This is a genomic window from Pseudomonas sp. AC239, from assembly GCF_979258545.1.
In genome coordinates this window covers 565019-588855 of record NZ_OZ409864.1, presented here as the reverse complement: position 1 = coordinate 588855, position 23837 = coordinate 565019, and the positions used below count along the sequence as shown (strand labels likewise).

The 23837-nt window shown below is 58.7% G+C and carries 11 protein-coding genes; 5 read left to right on the top strand and 6 right to left on the bottom strand.

What is annotated here, in order from left to right; all coding sequences use genetic code 11:
• The first annotated feature begins 178 nt into the window (after positions 1-178).
• From ACZ0AZ_RS02700 to ACZ0AZ_RS02685, 4 genes are all read left to right on the top strand, one after another.
• Entirely contained in the window at positions 179-3427 is a 3249-nt protein-coding gene (locus ACZ0AZ_RS02700) for a hypothetical protein (RefSeq protein WP_463570973.1), read from the top strand.
• Positions 3428-3567: 140 nt separating this feature from the next.
• A complete protein-coding gene (locus ACZ0AZ_RS02695) occupies positions 3568-7179 on the top strand; it encodes a Tc toxin subunit A (RefSeq protein WP_463538664.1) in 3612 nt (1203 codons plus the stop codon).
• Positions 7180-7234: 55 nt separating this feature from the next.
• Entirely contained in the window at positions 7235-11359 is a 4125-nt protein-coding gene (locus ACZ0AZ_RS02690; RefSeq protein ID WP_463570975.1) for a Tc toxin subunit A-related protein, read from the top strand.
• Positions 11352-15362 (top strand): Ig-like domain-containing protein, encoded by a 4011-nt coding sequence (locus ACZ0AZ_RS02685; protein WP_463570977.1) that lies wholly within the window; start codon positions 11352-11354, stop codon positions 15360-15362. The genes ACZ0AZ_RS02690 and ACZ0AZ_RS02685 overlap by 8 nt, the downstream gene beginning before the upstream one ends.
• Here the strand turns inward: ACZ0AZ_RS02685 and ACZ0AZ_RS02680 are convergent, their stop codons facing one another.
• From ACZ0AZ_RS02680 to ACZ0AZ_RS02655, 6 genes are read right to left on the bottom strand one after another with little or no spacing between them, the layout of a single operon-like run.
• Positions 15363-16694 (bottom strand): DUF58 domain-containing protein, encoded by a 1332-nt coding sequence (locus ACZ0AZ_RS02680; RefSeq protein ID WP_463538660.1) that lies wholly within the window; start codon positions 16692-16694, stop codon positions 15363-15365.
• On the bottom strand, positions 16691-17692 hold the full coding sequence (locus ACZ0AZ_RS02675; RefSeq protein ID WP_463538659.1) for an AAA family ATPase: 1002 nt from the start codon (positions 17690-17692) through the stop codon (positions 16691-16693). Before ACZ0AZ_RS02675 ends, ACZ0AZ_RS02680 begins: the two co-directional genes overlap by 4 nt.
• Entirely contained in the window at positions 17689-18852 is a 1164-nt protein-coding gene (locus ACZ0AZ_RS02670; RefSeq protein ID WP_463538658.1) for a DUF4350 domain-containing protein, read from the bottom strand. The genes ACZ0AZ_RS02675 and ACZ0AZ_RS02670 overlap by 4 nt, the downstream gene beginning before the upstream one ends.
• Positions 18849-20387, bottom strand: a complete 1539-nt coding sequence (locus tag ACZ0AZ_RS02665) for a DUF4129 domain-containing protein (RefSeq protein WP_463538657.1) — start codon at positions 20385-20387, stop codon at positions 18849-18851. The genes ACZ0AZ_RS02670 and ACZ0AZ_RS02665 overlap by 4 nt, the downstream gene beginning before the upstream one ends.
• A complete protein-coding gene (locus ACZ0AZ_RS02660; RefSeq protein ID WP_463538656.1) occupies positions 20374-21351 on the bottom strand; it encodes a stage II sporulation protein M in 978 nt (325 codons plus the stop codon). The genes ACZ0AZ_RS02665 and ACZ0AZ_RS02660 overlap by 14 nt, the downstream gene beginning before the upstream one ends.
• Positions 21348-22064, bottom strand: coding sequence for an RDD family protein (locus ACZ0AZ_RS02655; RefSeq protein WP_463538655.1), 717 nt, complete (start codon positions 22062-22064; stop codon positions 21348-21350). The genes ACZ0AZ_RS02660 and ACZ0AZ_RS02655 overlap by 4 nt, the downstream gene beginning before the upstream one ends.
• A gap of 267 nt (positions 22065-22331) precedes the next feature.
• On the opposite strand from ACZ0AZ_RS02655, the gene sbcB reads away from it, so the two are divergent.
• Complete coding sequence (gene sbcB / locus ACZ0AZ_RS02650; protein ID WP_463538654.1) at positions 22332-23762, top strand: exodeoxyribonuclease I; 1431 nt, start codon at positions 22332-22334, stop codon at positions 23760-23762.
• The last annotated feature ends 75 nt before the right edge of the window (positions 23763-23837 follow it).

The window sequence follows — 23837 nt, the reverse complement described above, 5'->3', positions numbered from 1 at the left end:
CTGAGTCCAGGTAGCCAGGTATCGAGCGTGCGCCCGCCGGTTGAATAATTGTTTCGCTATTGTTAGTACGTTTTTAATGCCAATAAGGTCTTGTTGACTGTCAGAATTGACAGTGGCCGCTCATTCCGCAGTCCCGTAGCTTCAGTGCAAGTTTGCCTACTTGCGCAGGAGCACTGAAATGGACGACGAGATTGGAAAATCCAAGAGCGGGAATGAGCAGGAGAGCGAGAATCAAGCTCACACCAACCGCTTAACGGACAAATCTCTCGCTGATAAGGCTTCCTTCGCAGGTGTGGCCGAGGGGAAACAATATTCCGATGTGTTCTGGACCAACACTGTCACCACTACCCTTCATCAGACTCACCCGCGCGTGCCTGAATTGACAACCGAACTGAAGTGTCAATACAGGTTTGAAAATGGGTGGATTTATGTAAGGACCTTAATGTACAAAATGACTACCCGATATGGTAACTGGTATCGCGCCAATATTGATTTGGCGCTCAACGCTGGTGGATATGAACGCAAAAACTCACCGGACACGATGAGACAGGACACGCAGTGGCATGATTACGTAACTCACCTGAGCGTGCCACTTGGGGTCTATGGTGTAGAAGTTTATCTGCAAATGCGTGTTGATTATGACGGAACTAATAACGACGTTGAGCCCTGGGAGGGCTGGAATCAAAAAATTACTCCCGCACTGCCACCTGTCATAACATCGCCGAAAACAGATGAACTGGTCAGTATGCCTTTCAATGTTGAGGGCGACGGTCATCTGCCTGGCGGTATTATCTATCTGTCAGGGTTGCGGGGTCCTTATTCAGTCGCGTTGGGCACCGCGATTCCGACAAGGGACGGTAAATGGGCTGCGTTTATTACATTGCCCTCGGACATTACGTCTTTTTATGCGATCCAGCATATAGGTTCTGAGAGATCGATTCTCTCCAGTTCCGTCACGATTCGAACAGTGCACAGTGCAATAACCTCACCCTCGGCAAATGCCTTGGTGAATCACTCTCAGTTGGTGTTCAAGGGAACTCGTAACAGGGAAGCAGAAATTTCGGTACAGGACGCGCGCAATAATAATGTTCCGTTGACCATTAGCGACAATTTCAACACGGACACCTGGGAGCTTCCCCTTAAGTCAGGGATATTCGTCCCCTCCGGTGTTTTTTTTGTCAGAGCAAAAAACGTATCGGCCGGTCACTCCAGCACTTACTCAAACGAAGTAGCCTTGAGGATGTTGGGTTTTCCCGCCATTGATTCCGAAGTTGTGCAAGACGCGGCTTTCGACCTTGAAGGCGATAATGGGTTGCCCGGCGCCAAGGTAGAAGTTTTTGAGGATCTGAGCAACTTCCGGTTAGGTACAAGTGAGGCGCTGACAGACACTCATTGGCTCGTCAAGTTGAAAGGCTTGCCACCGGGTCCGCTCTCTCTTGTCGTGAAACAAACGCTTCAAGGTCTCTCGTCCGGGGCATTCAAGGCCCACGCCTTTAGCATTCGTCCTCCTGCGCTTGAAATACCACACTACGAATTTCCAGCCGCACAGACAGTGCAGTTCTCTGGCGCCGGCCACTACAACCCGAAACTCGATACGCGGATCCGGTTCATCGTCAAAAGTTTCCCTGGCACCACACCACCGAACACGCCTCCCATCGTCAACGTGCAAAAAGATGGGTCCTGGGTCGTAACAGCAACAGGCTGGGGGCTGGGCAATTATTCAGTCGAGGTTGTGCAGCAGATCGCCGATAACGCCAGTGGCTGGATCGACTCGCATGCTTGTCAATTTGAAGTCAGACACTCGCTGCCACAGGTCAGCGAAGTTACTCATACCCCTGCCTATCGTCCGGTGTTCAGCGGCAAGGGTTACCCAGGTGCGACTGTCCGGTTTACATATCCTGACGGCTCGGAATTTGCTCCCGGTGCCGCTGTGCGGAATGAGCGGTGGTCCAGCGCTACTCCAAAGGAGCTGGGGCCGACGAAAGATCAGCGAATCTTCATATACCAGTCCATTGGGGATGTAGATTCGCCTGCGCACCTCGAGTATGTGTTTTCCATCCCGCCTCAGGCGCCAGGCCTGAACGATCCACAAGAAAACGGCCAGTCGCCAATATTTACCGGCACCTGCTGGCAGGGGGCAAAGGTCCTCCTGGCCTTCAACGGCGAAGGCCGCTACGTGGCTGAAACAGACGGGAATAAATGGCGGTACGAAAAACCCGGTGGTTTTGCTCCTGGGAATTACACCATCAGCGTCACCCAGTTTGCTGCCGAACAGGAGTCGGGCCCGGTCAGAAAAGACTTCACCGTCAGACGGAACATGCTGAAACCGCAGATCGCCACACCGCTGGAAGGTGCCGTGGTTGCAGCGGATCTGATTGTGACCGGCGGCAACGGCATGGCCGGCGCCTCAATGCAATTGCGCGATGCGCAATATGGCAATGTACTGGGGCAACTGGACTTGACCGCAGATGGCCCCTGGTCGATCAGCCTGACCGATCTGCCGCGGCGTGGATACAGCATTGATGCGCGGCAAACGCTGGAGGAGCAGAAATCCGAGCCCAGTGATCCGCGTTCCTTCACGGTAGCGCTACTCGCCCCGCAGATTACCGTTCCGGAGCAGGACGGCACGATGGCGCGCGATGGCAGGATTGAGGGCACCGGTTGGCGCGGCGCGTGCGTTGAAATATGGGACGTGGATGCGAACGTGCAACTGGCTACCGATATCGAGGTCCAGCCTGATGGCTCCTGGTACTCGGAGTTGAAACAGTCGACGGGTCACCATCAACTGTGGGCCCGGCAATCGTTCGCGGGGACCCGGTCCGAAGAGAGCCCGATACGAAGCTACCGGGTTGTCCCGAATGCTCCCGCCATCGAGACCCCTACCGCCGACGATCATGTGGGAAGGCGAGTGTGGGTGTGCGGTTTTGGCGTACCCGGCGACAAAGTACTGGCGACACTGGGCGATGCCCGGGGAGAGGCTGTGGTTGCGGACAATCGCACTTGGTCGATGCTGTTGAACCTGAGTGTTGCAGGCGGCAGTCACCCGTTGCAGGTGATTGCTTCATCCGCAGAGTTTCAATCTGAGCCGACCCTGCAGCAGCTGGCGGTGGGCACTTATCTGCCAGTCATCGAGGCGCCGCAACCGGGGCGCCAGGTTGATCGCAACCCTTGGTTCCGAGGACATGGTCGCCCTGGCGTCGGCCATCTGGTGAGCTGGTTCAATCCTGAGGTGGTCTGGCTCGAGCACCTTCCAGTGGACGGAGGGCAATGGCAGGGCCAGTCAGGACAATCGCTGCCGGCAGGTGGCACTTGGTACTGGTTTCACCAGACGCTCACTGATGACGAAGGAGAAACGGTATCAGAGCGCGTGCTGAGTTCTCGTTTCGAGGTTGACGCTGGAGACGCGCCAGCGAAACAGCGTCGGTAGAAGCCGATGAACGGTAGATAAACCTGTCAGTTCTGACAGGCGACAATCGGCAGCCATGAGCGCTTAATTGCAGTCAATCCGACGTCGCTCCGGACAATTGGCGAAGTGGTTCAGCGCCGTCATACCCAAGGATACCGATCATGGCAGATACGCTTCGTCCCGCTCAGCAATTGCTCGACCAGATATTCGGTGCGCCAGCGTTCGCTGACGATACCGGCCTGGCAAAGCTGCGTGCCGACCTCCAGGACAGCTCGATTTTCCCGCTGGTTAAACACAACGCCGAGGGCTTGATCAGCCGATATGGCCTAAGTCCCGTTGATGCGCAAAAAATCATCCGGCCACTGCGCTCTATGGCCACCTATATCTTGCGCCAGTACATCGAGCACACCCAGCGCGGGAGCCCCGAGGCGCCAGCCGAGCCTTTTAGTGGGCTGCTTTCCATTGTCGACGGTCCCAATCTGGAGCGCCTGTTTAAACCCCAGTTTGAAGAGAAGTGTCCCGTGGGTTCGCCCGAGGCCATTGATTCGAGAGCGGCGTATCTGGTCTACCTGTACCAGCTCGTTGACGAGATCGAGGTTGCAGGCGACCCCGCAACCAAGCCATTGCACGATCGGCGAGCGGACCTGAAGCGCCTGATGATCGACGAGCAGTCGACGAACCAGCGCGTGTCTTCGGTCGAAGTCAGTAGTTCGATCCTGCAGGCTTTCATCGACTCGTACATACCGATAGAGGATCAGCAGGAGGCAATGATTGCCGCGCGTTATCCCATTGGTCTGCCCTACTACAAACCCTGGAGCACCATTGAAGAAGTGGTGCGTTCCCATGAGCTGTTGGCAGGTGATTTTGTGCGGGTTACCGATTTGCTGGCCCCGGGTTTCCTGCGTTCGGATGACTGGATCGCCGGATCCGGGGCGGCATGGGCCCTTGACACGGGCCTGGGGCCCTACCAGCGCGAGCTTCTGACAGAGCCTTTCATCCCGTTTGACGGCGAAATCTATAGGAGATTTTATGCCGACAACTTCGGCGTCGAAGGCACGGATGTCGGCAACCTAAATCAGGTCATGTTTTTTTGCGAACGGACGGAACTCGATACGCCAAGGCTGACGCGTCTGTTATCGGTAGGTGCTTTCGAATCGGAACGCTCGCCAAATGTGCAATACGACACCGATGATGACGGCACATCCGAAAGCGGACGCTACGGTTCGGTTTATATCAATGGCGGTAAGCATCCCGGTATCGGTTTCTATAACGGCGTCAGCCAATACGCGCGAATCTACCTGGCACCCCACACCGCTGAGGGCCTGAACGGTTTCGACCGGATGAACCGCAAGTTACGCCTGGACAAGTGGTTTGAAATGCCCAGTGGCGAAGTGGATGACGTCGTGGCTGCCTTGATCAACGCCGAGCGTCGCGGCGCGGGAAACGAGCAGTGGGCGATCTCCGAAAACGTCGTTCATGGTCTGGGCCTGTTCCAGCGGTTGCGCAAGCATTACAACTGTTCTGCGGCGGATTTCGCTGTGTTCGTCGACCAACTGGCGATCTATGGTCGCGGCGAAGCACTCTCGCAGTTCGACCGGATCTTCAATAGTCAGGGAAGTCACAGGGCCCCTTTTGTACTTGACGGGGAAGGCTTTGACTGGATACCCGCGCCGGGTATTGTCGACCTGACGATCAGTCAATTGTGCAGTGCACTGGGTATCAGCCTTCAGACCTACGCCTATCTGGCTCTCGCCGTGGCCAGCGCCTATACGCCCGATCCAAAGTTGTCGCGCAGCAGGGCAGTCATTTCGAGCTTCTATCGACTGGTGGCACTGGCGCGAATGTTCGGGATCGCCCCCGTAGAAGCGATTTCGCTGTTGAGCCTGCTCGGAGGGAAAGCGTGGCTTGACGGTCTGGCGGGAGAACCGAGCATCGATCCCGCTGGGGAAGGTCCGGATGTCTTGCACCTGATCGAAGCCATGCACACCTGTGTCGAGTGGTGCCGTCAAAGCGATCTGCCGGTGCTTTGGATGTTGCAGCACGTTTCGCCTCTGTTGCCGGTGAGCCAAGCAACGGATCGCGACTTGCAGTTTTTTGGACAGGTTCGCGGCCTGCTGCCCGCAGCGCTATTTTCCGAGAGCGCCCTGATGATGGCGGGCGTGCCAGCTGCAAGGGTCGACAGCTGGGTGCAATTGCTGTCGATCGAGGCCGCAGGTCTGCAGCCCCTGATTGATGATGATGGTCTGCTGCTGGCCCCCTGGGGGACGGCCGAGCAATACCGCCTCTTTGTCCTGAACAAACTTCGCTGGGCGATCAGGACCGCTCTCGGCGACCTGCCCCCCGCAGAACTTGAAACGACCCTCGCGATCATGCTGACAGTCTTCAATCAGGCCAGCGAGGCGCAGTCATCGATTGTCCAGGAAACCCTTGCCGTTTACGCCAATATTGAAGCCGAGAAAGTCCTGCCAACGCTCAATTGGGCTGGCGCGACGGTGGCCGGGTTATTGCGTCAGATAAAAGACCTGCCGATGACCGAAGCCGAACAGCCGCGTCGCGCACGCACTGAAAGTCCCCCTGAACTGCTTGGAGTTCTTGCCCAAGTGCGCCGCTTCAGTGAAATCGTCACACAGCTCGACTTGAGCGCAAATCTGCTGGAGGACTATCTGGCCTATGGAGCTCAGGCCTGGATCGGCCATCTGCCGGAAGATTTTTCGTTGTCCACACTTTACTACCTGACGGTGATGACCCAGGCGATCACCATGAGCGAGCAGCCTGAGCAGGACTTGCTGGATTATTTTCAAGAGGTCAATGAGCTGCGTGAAGGTCTCAGCGGTGATGCACTGACGCTGGCGCAAAAGGCAGCGGAAATCAGGCTGGCGCTCTTTTTGGGCTGGAGTGTGCAAGACGTGCATGAATGTCTCCTGCACATAGTGCCGACGACCAAGGTGCTGAAAAATCTCGCTCAGCTGGACGTTCTGATGCGCTTGCGCAGGCTGTCTGCAGAGAGTGGTATGGATGCCAAGACCATTCTCCTGATCGGCAAGCTGCCGGAAGAAGACGTCGGCAATGCCTATGAAGCGGCTGCCGAGTTCGCCTGGCTCAGCGACGAACCGCTGGTTCCCGTTATTCCGCGGGCGGGCGATCTCGATCAACTGGTCAACGTGGTCTGGACATTGAGCCCTGCCACGGTCATCGCCAACAAACCCGGTGAAAAAGCCGTCTATACCGTTACTGTCACCGACGCCGATAACAAGCCGATCAGTGGCCTTCGCCTGAACTGGCAAACGACCCTGGGCGATATTGTCAGCAACGACACCAATCTACAGGGTGTACTCACCGCGACGTTCACGCCGGGGGCATTGCCGGGCAGAGAAACACCGCTCTTCTGGCCTGCGCTGTTCAAGCCGAGACCCGCAGACCCCGTTGATATTGTCGTGGACCTGACCTCCATGACGCCTGAGAAGACATCACAGCTGCCGCCTGGCAGTGTCCGGATCGGCCAGACTGTCGCATTCAGCATTCAGTTGCTGGATGACTACGGCAATCCCGGCAAAAAACGCAAGGTTGAGTGGAGCTGGAGATTGCGAGCGCCCGGCAAAGGGGTCGCGATCATTGAACCGGATCATGGCGTTACCGATGAGCAAGGCCGCTCACAGGTAGTCGTCTCCAGTCATACCGGCGGCACGTTCGAAATCATCGTGAAAAGCACGGATAGCGGCAATACAGCCTATTTCGACTCCATCACGTTCGCAGATAACGAGCCGGCTTCCTGAGGGTATCGCTTTTTCACACATTTGAACTCAAGCCATATTCCAAGGAGAGAGGACGATGAACTCGCATGTCACTGGCACGTTGCTGGAGAAACACCGCTCGGCATTGATCGATTTTTGCATCGGCGCACTCGCGCGCAAATCCGGGCATGATTTCCTCAAGACAGAGGCGGATCTGTCGGAGTTGTTTCGCACCGACGTGCAAAACACCCTGGCCGTAGAAACCTCCTATGTGGCAGAGGCGACCAGTTGCGCTCAGCAGTTCATCGATGCGGCACTGCACAAACTTGAGCCAGGTTACCAAAATCACACCTTCAACCCCGAACTGCTTGAGCGTTGGAAGCTGGACAGAACCTATTCCGAATGGGCCGCAGCGCAATTGATCCAGACTCATCCTTCCAGCTATATCAACGCCTATGTGCGTCAACGCAAAACCAGCCTGTTCAGGGTTCTCGAAAACGATCTCAACCAGACCCGCCTCAGTGCCGATTCGGTTCTGATTGCGCTGCGCAACTATCTGCAAGGCTTCGAGCGGATCTGCAATCTTGATGTGATCAGTGGCTACATGGACGGCCTCGAGCCTGCCGACTCTGTTTATTGCTTCATCGGCAGAGAACGCGTCCCTCCGTACCAGTACTACGTACGCAAGGTTCGCGTCGAACTGCTCAAGAGCAGTCGCGCGGTCAATCCGGCGGCCTGGGATGAATGGCAAGCGGTCGATATTCCAGCGGTGAACGGTGTCCTGGACATGCGCCCGCTGATCTGGAACGGCCGGCTTTGCGTGGTCTGGGCACAGTGGCGTGACAAAGTCACCGGCAAAACCGCAGAAGACTTCATCCCCCACAAGCTGGACATCAACCTGGCGTTCATGACCGAGAACGGCCAGTGGTCGGCACCGCTGAGCCTGCACAGTTCAGAGCACGCCAACCCAGTGACGAGACCCGACCCGGTCCGGCTGATCGCCACGGTCTCGACCGACCATCAACACCCCAAAGGCAAGCTGGGGGTGCTGCTGACGGGGACGGTGATGGAAGTACCAGTTGATGAGAATGGCGACCCGGAAAAGGGCGAGCCAGAGCCCAAGCCATTCAACCACCTCGCTGTATTCGATGTACTGATGCGCCCTGTCACGGATTCAGGCGCCTGGCTGACGTCTGCCCGGGACGACCGCTTCCTCACTGCCGAGACAGTTCAGCACCCACTCGGCAGTCAGGTCAGCATCGTCAGCGAAGATGCTCCGGCCGGCAGCATGACGCTGTATCTGGATCTGAATGTCTTCGCGTTGCGAGTGGGTGAAAACGATGTGCTGACCGTCGATGGTCTATGCCGCCCAACCCCACTGGATGGCAAGGACGTGGTGATGAGGCTGAAAATCCTCGGGAATCCGACGGCTGGTGATCCGCTGCCTGTCGAGGCCGCGCAGAACACCGCAGGCAACTGGACAATGCCACTGGGAAAATTTACGCGGGCAAAAGGCTCATGGCCAAACCCCACGAGTTTCTCGCTGGGCACTGACACAGCGGGATACGGCACGAAAAAATTCCATCTGAGCATCGTCGACCTGACGGACTTCATCCCGCCAACCCTGTTGAAAAACACCGTCGACGCGGCGCAGTTTCTCGACCTCAACCTGGGCGGGGACTACGCGCTCAAGTATGTGCGGCTCAATTCCCTGTTCGGCCCCGAACTGGTGCAGCGCGCCAATATTTCTCCGGATGCGGTTCTGGATTGGCAAACGCAGCACCTGAAAGAACCGGGTCCTACAGGCTTTCCTGCATTCGAAGAACCCAACGGGCCTTTTGACGGTGCCAATGGCCTGTTCTTCTGGGAACTGTTTTTCCACGCGGTACATCTCGTGGCAACACGACTGCGCGATGAGGATCGGTTCAGCGATGCGCAGCAATGGCTGCATTATCTGTTCGCTCCCCACGCTCCTGCCGACCCCGACACGGTGCCCAATCCCCGTCCAGCCTACTGGCGTTGCCGTCCGTTGACCGGTCCAGGAAGCTCTGGCGCCGAGAGCCTTGCGCCGCTGGATCCGGATGCCATCGCCTATTCCGAGCCGAAACATTACAAGCTTGTAGTATTCGTCGAATACGTGAAAAACCTGATGGCATGGGGAGACTGGTATTACCGCCAGTTGACTCGCGAAAGTCTTGCCGCTGCCCATCTGCGTTACGTACAGGCCGGTTTTTTTATGGGCAAGCCACCCTCGGGGAGTACCGTCAGCCGTTGGCAGGCGATCACGTTGGGGGCGTTGCTGGAAGAATGCAGCAAACGCCCGGATCTGGAAAAGTTTGAAAGCGAATTTCAGTTCAGTCTGGCCGATATTTCCGCCGGCTCCGATGTCGCACCACAGCTGGGCCTGTTGGCCTGCGGCCCTTTCAAAATTCCGATCAATCAGGTGTTGGTCGGCTGGATCGAGGCGCCGCGCAAGCGCCTGTTCAATCTGCAAAACAATCTGACCATTGACGGTCGTCCGCTGGACATACCGTTGTTCAGCCCGCCGGCTGATCCCAACCAGCTGCTGCGTGACCGGGCAGCCGGCAGCAATGGCAGACCGCGGTCGATGGGGCAGACACGGGTCATCGCTTTCTATTGGCGGGTAGCCTTCGAACTCGCCTTGCGGGCGGTGGAAACCATGCAGCAGTTTGCCGCAGAGATACTCAACGTGCTGGAGCGCCGTGATCGCGCTGAACAAGAGGAACTGCAGCAAAGCCATCTCGTCGAGCTGGGCAATTACGCGCTGACTGTGCAAGAGCAGACCATTGCCCAGATGGAGGCGGTAGTCGTATCGCTTACCGAAAATCGGCAAAAAGCCGTCGAGCTTGCTCAAGCGTATGCGACACGCTACGAAGAAAACGTATCGGACGCCGAGTACGCAGTCATGTCCAACCTGCAACGCTCCAAGGAACTGGCGATGCAGTCTTCTGCGCTCAGAACGGCGGGCGGAGCGGTCGCAGCGCTGCCGAAGATTTTCGGCATGTCCAATGGGGGCGCGCTGCCTGAGCAATTACTGTTTGCCTCTGCCGACATATTCAATATTTTGTCGATCGGCGCGCAGGCGGATGCCGACAAACAAGGCACCAACGAAACCTATCGCCGGCGACGCAATGACTGGGCACTGCAACGTGATCAGGCACTGGCGGAGATACGCGCAATCGACGCGCAAATCGTAGCGCAGAATCATGCTGTGGCCGCTGCCCGGATCAACCTCGCACAGACGCTCAGGGCGAACGGTCAGGCGGTGACGATGTACAACTTCCTGAAAAAACGTGCGACCAATGCCGAGCTGTTCAACTGGATGCTCGGCCAGCTCAAGGCGTTGCACTATCAGGCCTACGATGCGGTGGTCAGCCTGTGCCTCAGCGCACAGGCGTCACTGAGCGCGGAAACGGGCAATTACGCAGTAACCCCGCCGCCCCAGGTGTTGCATGACCAATATCATGGACTGACCGCCGCCAATCATCTGCGCAATTATCTACTGCTGCTGGAGCGTGAGTATGTGCAGCGCACCGAGCTGAAGCTGCAATTTGTGAGGACCATCTCGTTGCGCTCGTTGTGTGATGACGTTAGTGACCGTCAACCCGGTATCGACAACTGGGCGCACGCGCTGAAGCAGCTATGCGATACCGGGTCGCTGGAATTCAGACTCACGCAGTTGCTCTTCGATCGTGATTATCCGGGGCACTACTGCCGTCAGATCAGTTCGGTGGCGGTCACGCTGCCGGTCGTCGCCGGGCCATTCGAAAACACGCGAATGATTCTGACGCAGATCAGCAACATGACGGCCACCGAGGCGACGGTGCGATCGGTACAGTACCTTCTCGATCCGACGGCGGGTGTAGCGCCTGCCGATGTTGTGCATAACGTGCGCAGCGGTCAGCAGATCGCGATTTCGCTGGCCGTCGGTGATGACGGTACGTCCGCGGTGAAACCCGAGGAGGGCCTGCTGCGGCCTTTCCAGTTCACCGGCCTGATCGGCAGCTTCTCGTTGTATTGCCCCTGGTTTGACCGGGCTCGCCAGGCGGAACAGCTTGCCAGCCTGACTGACATCATTTTCGAGATCCACTACACAGCCAGAGCCGGCGACCCGACCTTTACCCAAAAAGTCATGGATCTGGTGATCGAAGCGGAAGAAAACGCAGAAGCTGCAGGCAAGGGAGGGCGCGGTCATGCCTGAAGCGATCATCCATGCACGCGAGAACCTGGTGAACGATGGCGAATTTCTCCAGGGTTTGAAGCTGTGGCAGAAGCAGGGGCGCGTCGATAAGGAATCCGAGCCTTATCAGGGCAAGGATCAATCCTTTCTGGCTGCGCGTAACGAAGGCAAAGCGTGGCAAGACATCACCTTGCCCAGGTCATCGGCTGACAATACGCGTTATGTCCTGAGTTTCCTCTGGGAAACCCGCCACACTGAGCCGGGCTTGCTGTCGGTGTACAAAAATGGCGTCCGGGTCGAGCACTTCGAGCTCCCGTCCGGCAACGCCCGCGACCGCGAACAGGACCAGATCCGTCTCAACGCCGGGCTCCCGCTGGATTTGAAACCGAACCTTTTCCGTGAACCGCTGATGGCATCGTTTGTTGCGGGCGATGTTTTACGAATCGAGATAAGCAGTCCGAAAAACGCCCCTTCCTCACGGGAAAAAGTCTGCATCACCTGCATTGATCTGCAATTGGAACTTGAGGACCCGCAAGTGCAGAGCATCATCCTGGATGAACATGCCCGCGCGGCCGGCGCTCCGCTTTATCTGTGCCTGGGGTCCGAGATCCTCGGCGGGCACCGGCTCCGGTTCTGCCTGGCGGATGATAGTCCGTGGCTCGGCACTCAGGCCGCACTGGCCATTGTGAACAATCCCATGCGAGCAGTCACTGCTGAGCCCCGCTGGGAAACCAACCAGCCACTGACCGATGGATGGGTCATCACCTGCCCGCTTCTGGACGATGCGCAAGACTATGCATTTACATTGAACCTGATCAATCAGTACACCGCCGAGCCCTATGCGATGCAGGTGTCTTTAGGACATCACCGTCTGGTGTTTCAGGAAACGCGAGAGGCTGCTTATTACCCGCTGCTCGGCGAAAGTGTTTCCCTGGGGGTGAAAGTGGTGTCGCCTTACACCGCTCGGGGCGTTGGCGGGCGAACTGTAAACTGGTCGATCGCCGGTGACGTCATTGGCGCCTGCGTTACCGATCAGCAGGGTTGGGCGTATATCGATTATTCGCCCACCCTCGAGCATGTGGGCGATGTGGTGATACAGGCTTCGGTTGAAAGTCTTTATGACATCACAGGGGTGGCCACGCAGGACTTTGCGGTCAAGGTTCTTGGTGAGAGCCCTTGGCAACACGTGGTGTGTTTCGAAAACGGTGATATGAGGGAATGGCCGGCGGACGGCTACCCGAATCGAGGATCGATGCATGTCCTTGATCTATCGATACCGGCCGGCAGCCCGTTGCGAGATTCTTCGATTGCGCTGCAGTGGTCCGGTGATCCTGCCATTGAACTGGGGGTGGTTGTCGAGCCGGCACTGGGTGAATGGCAAGAACCAGCGAGCAGCCTGCGGTGGTCGCTTGCTGCGCAAGACAAGGTCGATGGCCAGTTCGGTCTGTTTCTGGTGTGCTCCAAGTTACTGAAACCGTCACCGATAAAACGCATGTTCCTGGCACGCAACAAAGTCGAGATCGGCGACGTACGCGAACCCGACAAGACGCCAGTGCTGGATGAAAACGAAAGCGCACTGCTGCGTCTGCAGGTTATTCATCGCACCGACAGCGGCGATATAAACGGCGTCATCGGCGCGCAGGTCGAATGGAGCATGCCGGGGGGCCAAACCGTCCATACGACCTCAGGCAGCGACGGCTGGGCGGGGGCGTGGTGCAAGCCGTTGGAGGTGCAGGAAACCACCGTCAATGTCAGCGTCAGGGCGCATCCCCAAGCGCCATCCGTTCCTTGGTCATTCAAGGTCAATGCGATCGCGACCAGCCCCTGGAATAGCAGGGTGCAGATTTTGCTTGATGGTGTCGAGGTCGAGCGCAACACCCTTGGCCTGCTCTGCCATCGCGGGCAGCAACATGAGCTGCAGATTCTTCCGCTTAGCGATGATTGGCTGGGTCGAAACGTCAGTCTGCACTGGCGCGACGCCGATCCTGAGATCGGAATGCAGATTTCCGAATTGGGCGTGCGCAAACCCCTCACCGAACAAGGACTGAAATGGACGCTGAATGCCACCGACAGTAACGTCAGTAGTCTTTTTCAATTAAAGCTGCACATCGAGGGCGGCGAGCCTGATCGTGAACTGACGGGACGGCTGTTCCAGCAGGATCTGAATCTGGAAATGAGCCTGATGCTCGACCAGATCCACGCCGCGCTGGATGTACAGCCTTTATATCCATGTCTCGCAGCGGTGCACGACTTCAAGGTCCTGCCCCAGGGTTTGAGTCCACTCATCGGACTGGATATCGCGTTGGTATGGTCGGAGACTTCGGCAGAGGAACTGGACGCAAAAGTATTTCCAGCGTTGGACTCGACGCAGAAGTTGACTGACGGTGGTTTTGTCTGGTCGCTGGATTTCTCCCGTAGCGCCCGGCCCGGGAAGTTCCAATTAACCGTGTCGCTGCCGCAACTGACCCTTTCGTCCGAGGGCAAACCCATGGAGCTGGCGCACAACAAGCTGCGAATTGCGCAATGGCACGAGACCCCGGTGACTCCGGTGGTGGGTGAAGAACCGCTATGTTTGTGGGCACAAGTGATATCGGCATTCTCAGGGCTTGGCGTCGGACAAATCCCTGTGCAGTGGACGGGGCTCTCCGAGCACGTCGAGGCAACCGATGACGAGGGCTGGAGCGGTCATGCCCATGTGCCCGCACGCGCCGGCGAGCAGCAAATAACCGCAGCGATCATCAGCCCCTACAACGGTTCTTCTGAACAGCGCTCGATGAAGGTCAGGGCATTGGCCAGCGATCCCTGGAAGGGCCTCACGATCAGCGTTGACGGTGGAGAGCCAGCGCCCTTTGGTGAAAAAGTCCTGTTCGCACGTCGCTTGCTTGATTACCGGATCGAAGTGAATGCTGACGAGGGAAGTCAGTTATTCGAGCGCAATCTGAGCCTGGGTATTGCCGACAGAGGGCCATCTGCATTTGGCATCCGCGGTCTTGACTCCCTATTGGGTGTCCCGAAACCTTTCAGCGATTCCGGCCTTGTGTACGACTTCAGCGTTGGCGACGAGAACAACGGTAGCTTCGGTTTTTATTGCGCAGCCGAAGATCTGGCAAGTCTGTCGCCGATACATGCCGTCTCGGTGGGCGAAGGCTCGCAAATGATGACCATCGCCGAGCGCTCACGAGTCCTTCGGACACTGTTCTGGGGTGACACCGTATCCGAGCAGATTACGCTGGTCTCGAATGACGGGAACAAGGCGATGCGCGGCAAAACAGTGGTCTGGAGCCATCCGGATTTCGGTGAGCGGATCACCACTACCAACTATCACGGGGTGGCGAGCATTGCTTTTGTGCCCACCACTACTGGCGCGTCGTCGTTGGCGGCGAGGGCGGGGGATGCGCTGTACTCGGAGTCGATTTCGTTGCCGTTTTTTCTCCATGAGCCTCGGGAGATTAAAGAGCTGGTCTGTGATGAACCTTCCGGTTATCCGGGACAACAGATCACCGTTCAGGCGTTGGTGGTTTCGGCTATCACCGGCGATCCTTTGAGCAATGTCGAAGTGATGTGGGATTACGACAATAAAGCCATGCCGGCGACCATGACGGGAGCCGACGGCTGGGCCACGCTTAGTTTCATCCTGGAGGCGCCGGGGGAGGCGGCCCTGTGGGCGACGGTAACGGGAGGGGTTGCGGGCTGGGATGTGAATTGGCTGGCACTGACTGTCGTTGAGCGTCCAGCGGCTGTGAAGTCCGTGATCGCTGAGCCGAATCCGGCTTTCGTAATGGACTGGGTAAACATGACTGCGTTGATCGTAGACAAGGCTTCTGGAGAGCCGATGCCGAAAAGAAACATTCTTGTCTCCATTAATAGGAGGCCATTAATTGAGTCCAGTACAGATGGCAATGGTAAATTCCAAACCTCCTGGAAGGTGATGGACCTGTCGGAAACCGTTTCCCTTGACGTCAAAGTCGAGAATCCTGACGGCACCTCGAGCAGCGGATCTGTGCTCGTGCTGATCGAGAGATGATCAAAGCGCTGCACTTCTCTTCCAGCTGAGATACCGCGTAACCAGTTCAGCTCCCAACTCGGCAGGCCGGACATCCACCACCGGAACGCCATGAGCGCTCAACCGCTCATGGAGTTCTGCCCGTTCATTCATGTAGTTCACCGTGCCACAGTAAGCCAATGCCTCGGGCAAGGTTTGCACCGGTGTCTGGCGTAACGTATCCAATGTTTCTTCGCGCAGACTGGCGACCAGCACCCGATGTTGTGCGCTCAGGCGCTTGACCGCGCTCAGCAACTCCTCATCGTCTTCATCACGCAGGTTGGTCACCAGTACGACCAGTGCCCGGCGCTTCTGTCGTGTCAGCAGTTGATTGGTGGCGGCTTGATAATCGGCAGGACGTTGCGTGCTGTCGAGGTCGTAAACCGCGTTGAGCAGCACGTTCAGTTGCCCGCTGCCTTTGACTGGCACGACATGGCGCGTTTGATCATCGGCAAACGTACTCAATCCCACCGCATCGCCCTGACGCAACGCCACATAACTGAGCAAGAGGCAGGCATTGAGCGCGTGGTCGAAGTGCGACAGTTCATCGTCCTGGCTGCGCATGCGTCGGCCGCAATCGAGGAGAAAGATGATTTGCTGGTCGCGCTCGTCCTGATACTCGCGGGCAATCGGTGTGCGCTGGCGAGCAGTGGCTTTCCAGTCGATCTGGCGCAGGCTGTCGCCTTCACCGAATTCGCGCAGTTGGTGAAATTCCAGGCCCTGACCGCGACGTTGCCGCTGGCGCACGCCGAGTTGGCTGAGCCAGTTGTCCACCGCCAACAGCTCACCACCGTAGAGCCGGGCGAAGTCGGGGTAGACGCGGGTCTGGTCGGCGACCTCGATCAGGCGTTTGCCTGACCATAAGCCCAAGGGACTCGGCAGGTTGACTTCGCACTGTTCAAAGCGGAAATGCCCGCGTCTGGTCGGGCGCAAACGGTAAGTGATCTGGCTGACATGGCCGGGTTGAAGTTCGACAGGCATCGGCAGATGTTCAAACGCTAGGCCGTCGGGTACGTGGTCGAAGAGATCAATAGTCAGTGGCGCGGCGAAGTCATGCGCAATGTCCAGTTGCACCTCTGCCCAACGCCCGAGTGCCAGACTGCCGGGGATCTGCCGCTTGATGCGTGGCGAGGGCACTCGTCTGAGGCGCAGCGCGTCAATAACTGCCAAGGCCCACAGCGCCAGGAGCAAGCCCCAATTGATCGAAATCAGGCTGGACGGAATGTCGATCTGCAATGCTTGCAACGCGCCGAGCACAATGCTCACGCCCAGCAGCAGGCCCAGCCAGATCAGCAGCAGTCGCGAGGGTTTCACAGGCGCGGCGCCGGCACTTGGTCGAGCAATTGCACAAGCACCTGATCGACCTGCAGGCCTTCGATGTCCAGCTCCGGTGCGATGCGCACGCGATGGCGCAGCACCGCCAGCGCGCAGGCTTTGATGTCATCCGGAATGACAAACTCGCCGCCGCGCAACAACGCCCGGGCCCGTGCGCAACGCACCAGGGCAATCGAGGCACGCGGTCCGGCGCCGAGGGTCAGCCCTGGCCAGGTGCGCGTACTGCGCGCCAGACGCACGGCGTAATCGAGGACCTGATCATCCAGCGGCAAGTCGCTGGCGATACGTTGCAAGGCTTGCACGTCCTTGGCCTGCAACACCGTGCGCAGCGGTTGCACATCGAGCATGTCGGCGCGGGTCGAACGACAGACCTGGCGGACCATGTTCAACTCCTGATCGGCGTCGGGATAATCCATGCGCACCTTGAGCATGAAGCGGTCGAGTTCGGCTTCCGGCAGCGGATAAGTGCCTTCCTGTTCGATCGGGTTCTGCGTCGCCAGCACCATGAACGGTTGCGCGATGGGCAGGGCGCGACCTTCGAGTGTCACCTGACGTTCCTGCATGGCTTCGAGCAACGCTGCCTGGGTTTTCGCCGGGGCGCGGTTGATCTCATCGGCCAGCAACAGGTTGGTGAACAGCGGGCCTTTGCGCAGCTTGAACTGTTCGGTCTGCAGGTCGTACACGGCGTGACCAGTGACGTCGCTGGGCATCAGATCCGGGGTGAACTGGATGCGCGCAAACTCGCCGCCGAAGCAGCGTGCCAAGGCCCGCACCAGCAAGGTCTTGCCCAGACCGGGCACGCCTTCGAGCAGCACATGGCCGCCGGCGATCAGTGCGGTCAGGACGTCGTCGACCACCGCCTCCTGGCCGATCAGTACCTTGTTCAATTCGTTGCGCACCGCCTGCGCCAACTGGCTGGCACGCTGGCGTTGCTGGGCGGCGTGCGTCGCGCTGCCGGGCTCGATCTGTTCAGTCATAACGCGTTCCTCAAGGTTTGCAGATGAGCGACCTGACGGTTGAATTCGGCGCTGGACAATCGCTGCTTCGGTCGTGGGCTCAGGGCCTGGCTGATGGCGCGGGTGGGTTGCCGGGTCAGGCGCGCTAACGCCAGCCATTGCTCGGCCACATTCAATTGATCGAAACCGGGATGGCGGCGGCGGGCGCGGCGCAGGATGTCTTGCTGCAGCGCTTGCAACAAGGCTTCCTGGCCGTTATGCCGCAAGAGGAAATCGGCGCTGGCGCGCAGATGTTCGAGCAACTGTCGGCGGCCCGCTGGCGCTGGCATTTGCACCGGGCCGTGACGCACGCCGGCCTGCCACAGCCACAGGCCGATCAAGCCGAGCAGGGCGACGATGGCCTGCGGGAAATAGCGCCAGAGCAACGACCACAAACCGTCGTGCGCCGTGTTGTAAATCAGCGTGACGTCGGTGTCGGCGCTCAGGTACCAAAGCAGCCAGGCGTTATCGTATTGGCCGATGGTCGGGGTTTTCCACAGCTCGGCATCGGTGACCACGGTGACTGTGCCGAGGCCGTACACCCGTTGCATCATGTGCGTGGCTTTGGCGCTGTTGGCCCAGGCTTGCGCGACATTGTTGGGGTCGTCGAGGTGGAAGTCGGTGTCGAACCCGGCGTAGGCCGGCGCATCTTCGTCTTCCAGGTACAGCTTGGTCAGTTTCGGGAAGCGGTCCTTTTCCACTGCTTCCGGAGGATCTTTCAGATCCTTGCTCAGCGATTGCTGCAGTTGCACCCGGTCGAGCAGCAGATCATTACTTTGCCGGGTTTGCGCATCCCACAGCGACTCGGCAACAAACACCAGCCGCCCGCCGGCGCGAGTCCAGTTCAGCACTTGATCGACTTCACGCGGCGTCATCCGCGCGCGCTCGCCAAACAAAAGCAACGTGTGGCTATGCGGATCGATCTGCGGCAGCACCGCCAGGGTCTCGGCGTGATTGACCGAGAGGCCGCGCTCGCGCAGGAACATTTCCGCCGCCAAGTAAGGATTGGCTTGCGCGGCAGGCGAGGGGCCGTGATCAATGGTTTCCTGATACGGCTGGGCCTTGAGATAGAGGAACAGGCTCAAACCGCCAAGCAGCAGAAGCGCCAGCGCACCCAACAACCAGCCGATGCGCCGGTTCAATGCCCGGATCCTTTGCTGAACAATTCACGCCAGCCGTCGCACAGTTCTGCTTGCAGATGCGCGGCTGGAACCCGATGCCCGTAGGCCATGTTCTGCCAGTGAGCAGTGAGGTTGCGGCTGTAGGCGAGCAGGTCCGGGCGTTGTAATTGCTCAATGCGTTTGAGGATCTGGTTTTCCGTGTCGGCGGCTTTCAGCGTCAGGTCAAAATCATGCAGCAGATGGCTCAGCAGGCTGCGATAGAGCAGGCCCAGCGCGGCGCGAGGTTCGCTCAGCCACAACTGTTCGGCGCTGGCGGCGATGTCATTCGGCAGGGTTTCACGGTTCAGATCAAGGCCGAAGACTTGTGACGGCGCCGCTGGTTTGCGGCGCGTTGGCAGGTTCGGGCGGCTGCTGACGAAAGCCCCGAGGAATTCGCGATAACGCCAGATAAGCCAGCCCAGCGAGGCTATCAGCGCGCCCCACAGCAGCACTTCAATCACGCCGGCGAGGCTATCGAGGTGCCGACCGTCGAGCCAGTCGAGCAGGGTTTTCAGCCACTGCGGTGCCTCACCCGGTTGCTGGTTCTCGGCGGGTTTTGCCGGGTCGTCGCCGAAGCGATAGCGGGTGACGCTTTCCTTGTTCTTGAACGGCGGTTGCTCAAGCAGCGACTGGATGCTGTCACGCGAGGCCTGACTGGTCAGCGGCTGATTGAGCAACCTTGGAGCATCCGGCACATCGCTGGCCCATGCCGGTTGCAGATTCGGCAGCAGCAGACACGCCGCCAGCAACATCCCGAGCACGCCGTTGTTCAAGCGCTGGCGCAAACGGCGGAAAACCAGCTCGATATCCCAGGCTTCCAGTTGTGTGCGGCGGTTCAGGTACAGGCTGAAACCGCAGGCGACATACACCGGCTCCCAGAGCACCAGAATCAGCGCATAGAAAGCGTTGGTCAGATGTTCCAGCCAGCGCCAGTCCTGATCGGCGGCGAGCAGCAGTGACTGCCAGTCCCAATCGGTTTCGATCTGCTGCGGCAGCAACATATAGAACAGCAGCATCAAGCCGATCCACAGCGCGGTTTCCAGATGCACGCCAATAATCGTCAACCATTGCGCGGCGCCGCCGTTACGTTGCAGCAGCACCTGCAGCCGTTGTTGCCTGGCCTCGCCGTCGAGACCTTCGAGTTGCGTCACCGGCAGCACAAAGCTGCGGCTCAGGCTCAGCCGTCGCCAGGTCAGACTCGCCAGCAGTTGCGGCTTGAGCAGGCGCGGCCATTCACGCAAGGCTTGTTTGAGCGTTGGCGTTTCGCCGAACAGCGCTTTGGAAAGGATGTACAACGGCAGGCGCTCATAGGCCGGTTTCAGCCACCAGAAAAGGAACACCGCCAGCGATGGCGAATCCCACAGCAACAGGCTGAGCAGGGCGAACAGCGGCAGGGTGACGATCGCCCAACTGGTCATTAATAACCGGCGGTGTCGTTGGCTCATCAACACGCCCAGGTCCATGGCTTCCCAGGTCGTGCGCGGTCGAATCACCACACTGGCGTCACTCAGGCGCATGGCGGGTCCTTCCGGCAAACAGCAGATACACCGCAACGGCCAGCCACAGCGCGGCGCCGACGGCGTATTTGGTCAGCGGCGTGACGCTGGTTTTCGACGACCAGTAAGCCTCGATGAATGCAGCGATGAGCAAGAACAGCATGACCCCGCACACCAGCATTACACTTTTGCGCGCAGCCAGGCGCAGTGCCTCGCTGCGCGTCAGGCGCCCCGGTGCAATCAGCGCCCAGCCCAGCTTCAGGCCGGCTGCACCGGCGAGAGCGATGGCGGTCAGTTCGAATGCACCGTGAGCGATCACGAACGACCAGAAGGTCTGGCCAAAACCGATTTCGCTGAGGTGTCCGGCCACCGCGCCGATGATCATGCCGTTGTAGAGCAGGAAAAAACCGCTGCCCACGCCAATCAGCAAACCGCTGGCGAAGGTCTGAAAGGCAATGCCGATGTTGTGCATCACGTAATAGCCGAACATCACCCAATCTTCGCTGGCTGCCCGTTCCGCGGAGCGGCCGAGGTGGCCGGCGACAGGGTCGTACATGCCTTGCATCTCGCGCACCTGTTCGGCCGGGATCAGGTTGTAGATCAGTTCCGGGAACAGGTAAACCAGCAGCGCGAAACCGATCAGGCTGCCGAAGAACAGCAGGCTGGCGACCGCGACGAAGCGCCACTCTTCACGCACCAGTCGCGGGAAGTCGGCGAGAATAAAACTGATGATTTGCGCACCCAGGCGACTGCGATGCCGATACAGCTGTTGATGACCGCGCAGCACTTGCTGCTGCAATGAGTCGATGAGAAAACTGCTGTAGCCGCGCGCCTGGGCCAGGGCCAGATGTTGGCAGAGGCGTCGATAGGCCTTGGGGAAAGCGGCCACTTGCGAAGTGTCCTTGCCGTGTTCGAGGTGTTCGAGCGCCACGGCGAAGCGCTCCCATTCAGCCTTGTGGCGGGTTTCGAACAGGCTCTGCTTCATGGCGTCGGCCCCAACAGACCGCGCGCAATGCCGTTGAGTTCGGATACCGCTTTGTGCGCAGAAATGTGCAGCGGCTGAGCCAGCAATGCCGCCAGCTCATTGACCCGGGCCGGCGACAGCTGCGCCTGACGTTCGGCGAAACCGAGCACCGCGCGTTGTTCGCTGAGCGTGAGCGCAAAGGGGCAGCGACGAGGTTCAGCGTCAGGCAATTGCGGACGGCTCAGCGGCCGCTCGCTGTAAACCACCAGCGTGCCGGCGGCAAGATCGCCGAGGCGTTTGAAGGTCGGGTGCTGCAGGCAACTGAGCGCACCAAGGAAATAGCCGAGCGGCAGCAGATCGACGAAACGCAGCAGGTTGCGCAGCAACGAGGCCGACCAGCCGATCGGCGTGCCGTCGTCGTGCACGACGCGCAAGCCCATCCACTGTTTACCCGGCGAGCGGCCCTGACGCAGTACCTCGCACAGCACCATGTACCACCAACTGATGGCAAACAGCAGCAAAGAGCCGAGGCCCATGCCGAGCTGGCCGAGAAATGCCAGTGCGATAAACAGCACGCCCAGAATCAGGCCGCGGATCCCTAGATCGATGGCAAATGCCACGGCGCGCACCATCAACCCGGCAGGGCGCAACGGCAGGTCGATGCCTTCCGGCGTTTCGACCTGATGCCGCGTATCCAGCGGTGCTTTCCTTGGCGGTGCTGTGTGTTCGAGCATGGGCTACCTGATGTTCGCCTGTCCGGGATGCAAGTGCGCCTGATGCTAGCAGCCTCACGGGTGTGGGAGCGAGCCTGCTTGAGAATGCGGTGGGTCAGCCATCCCATTTGCAACTGACAGAAAGCCTTCGCGAGCAGGCTTGCTCCCACAAGGGCAATGCGCTTCTGTTGTAGGAATCTGGAGAAATTGCGGTTCGAGGGCGACGAGGCTGGCCCTGGCAACCCTGGAGCGCCTAGACTTCGCCGATCTTCTGTTCAGGATTCGCCCGTGACTTCAATCTTCTGGTACGACTACGAAACCACTGGCATCAATCCGCGCAACGACCGGCCGCTGCAAGTGGCCGGGATCCGCACCGACCATGCGCTCAACGAAATCGATGAGCCGGTCAACCTCTATTGCCAGCCCAGCGAAGACATCCTCCCGCATCCGGCGGCCTGTGCGATCACCGGCATCACCCCTGGCCAGCTCGCCGAGAAAGGCCTGAGCGAAGCCGATTTCATGACTCGCGTGCATGCGCAACTGGCCGCACCGGGTACCTGCGGCGCCGGTTACAACACCTTGCGTTTCGACGATGAGATGACCCGCTACAGCCTCTATCGCAACTTCTTCGACCCCTACGCCCGTGAATGGCAGGGTGGCAACAGTCGCTGGGATCTGATTGATGTGGTGCGCGCCGCTTACGCATTGCGCCCGGACGGTCTGGTCTGGCCGACCGATGATGAAGGCCGTGTCACCCTCAAGCTTGAACGCCTGACAGCGGCCAACAATATCGATCACGGCCATGCGCACGAGGCGCTCTCGGATGTGCGCGCCACCATCGCCCTGGCGCGGCTGATTCGCGAGAAACAACCCAAACTCTACGAGTGGCTGTTCCAGCTGCGCATCAAGCAAAAGGTCATGGATCAGATCCGCCTGTTGCAGCCAGTGGTGCATGTGTCCGGACGTTTCTCGGCGGCGCGCAGTTATGTCGGCGTGGTCCTGCCGCTGGCCTGGCACCCGAAGAACCGCAACGCCTTGATCGTCTGTGACTTGCATCTCGATCCGCAGGGGCTGCTGGAGCTCGACGCGCAAACGCTGCGCCAGCGCTTGTACACCCGCCGCGATGAGTTGGCCGAAGGTGAACTGCCGGTGCCGCTCAAGCTCATTCACATCAATCGTTGCCCGGTGGTAGCGCCGCTGAAGGTATTGCGCGCAGAAGATCAGCAACGCCTTGGGCTGGATATGGCGCTTTATGATGAACGGGTCATGCGACTAACTGACGCACAACAAGTCTGGAAAGATAAAATCGCAGCGATTTATGCCAGCGAAGATTTCACTCCCAGCGAAGATCCCGAGCAACAGTTGTACGATGGATTTATCGGTGATCGTGATCGGCGTCTATGCGAACAAGTTCGAGCGGCTGATCCTGCGCAATTGGCGCAAGAGGCATGGCCTTTCGATGATGAACGTTTGCCTGAATTACTTTTTCGATATCGAGCACGCAACTTTCCAGACACCCTGGATGTGGCGGAACAAGAGCGCTGGAGATTGTTTTGTCAGCAGCGTCTTACGCAACCCGAGGCCGGCGCGCCGAATACCGTGCAGTCTTTTACAGAAGCGGCCGAGCAATGGTCGCTTAGTGCGACGCCCCTGCAGCGCGAGGTACTCAATGACTGGCAGAACTATGTCCAGGCATTACGCAAACGTTTGAATCTTTGAAATCGAACATACCCGGAATTAATTTGCGGGCATAAAAAAACGCCAGCTCAAGCTGGCGTTTTTTTGTTCGCGGAT

Coding starts and splice junctions, on each gene's coding strand:
- ACZ0AZ_RS02655 (WP_463538655.1), bottom strand. CDS start 22,064: ATGCTCGAACACACAGCACCGCCAAGGAAAGCACCGCTGGATACGCGG.
- ACZ0AZ_RS02660 (WP_463538656.1), bottom strand. CDS start 21,351: ATGAAGCAGAGCCTGTTCGAAACCCGCCACAAGGCTGAATGGGAGCGC.
- ACZ0AZ_RS02700 (WP_463570973.1), top strand. CDS start 179: ATGGACGACGAGATTGGAAAATCCAAGAGCGGGAATGAGCAGGAGAGC.
- ACZ0AZ_RS02675 (WP_463538659.1), bottom strand. CDS start 17,692: ATGACTGAACAGATCGAGCCCGGCAGCGCGACGCACGCCGCCCAGCAA.
- ACZ0AZ_RS02690 (WP_463570975.1), top strand. CDS start 7,235: ATGAACTCGCATGTCACTGGCACGTTGCTGGAGAAACACCGCTCGGCA.
- ACZ0AZ_RS02695 (WP_463538664.1), top strand. CDS start 3,568: ATGGCAGATACGCTTCGTCCCGCTCAGCAATTGCTCGACCAGATATTC.
- ACZ0AZ_RS02665 (WP_463538657.1), bottom strand. CDS start 20,387: ATGCGCCTGAGTGACGCCAGTGTGGTGATTCGACCGCGCACGACCTGG.
- ACZ0AZ_RS02685 (WP_463570977.1), top strand. CDS start 11,352: ATGCCTGAAGCGATCATCCATGCACGCGAGAACCTGGTGAACGATGGC.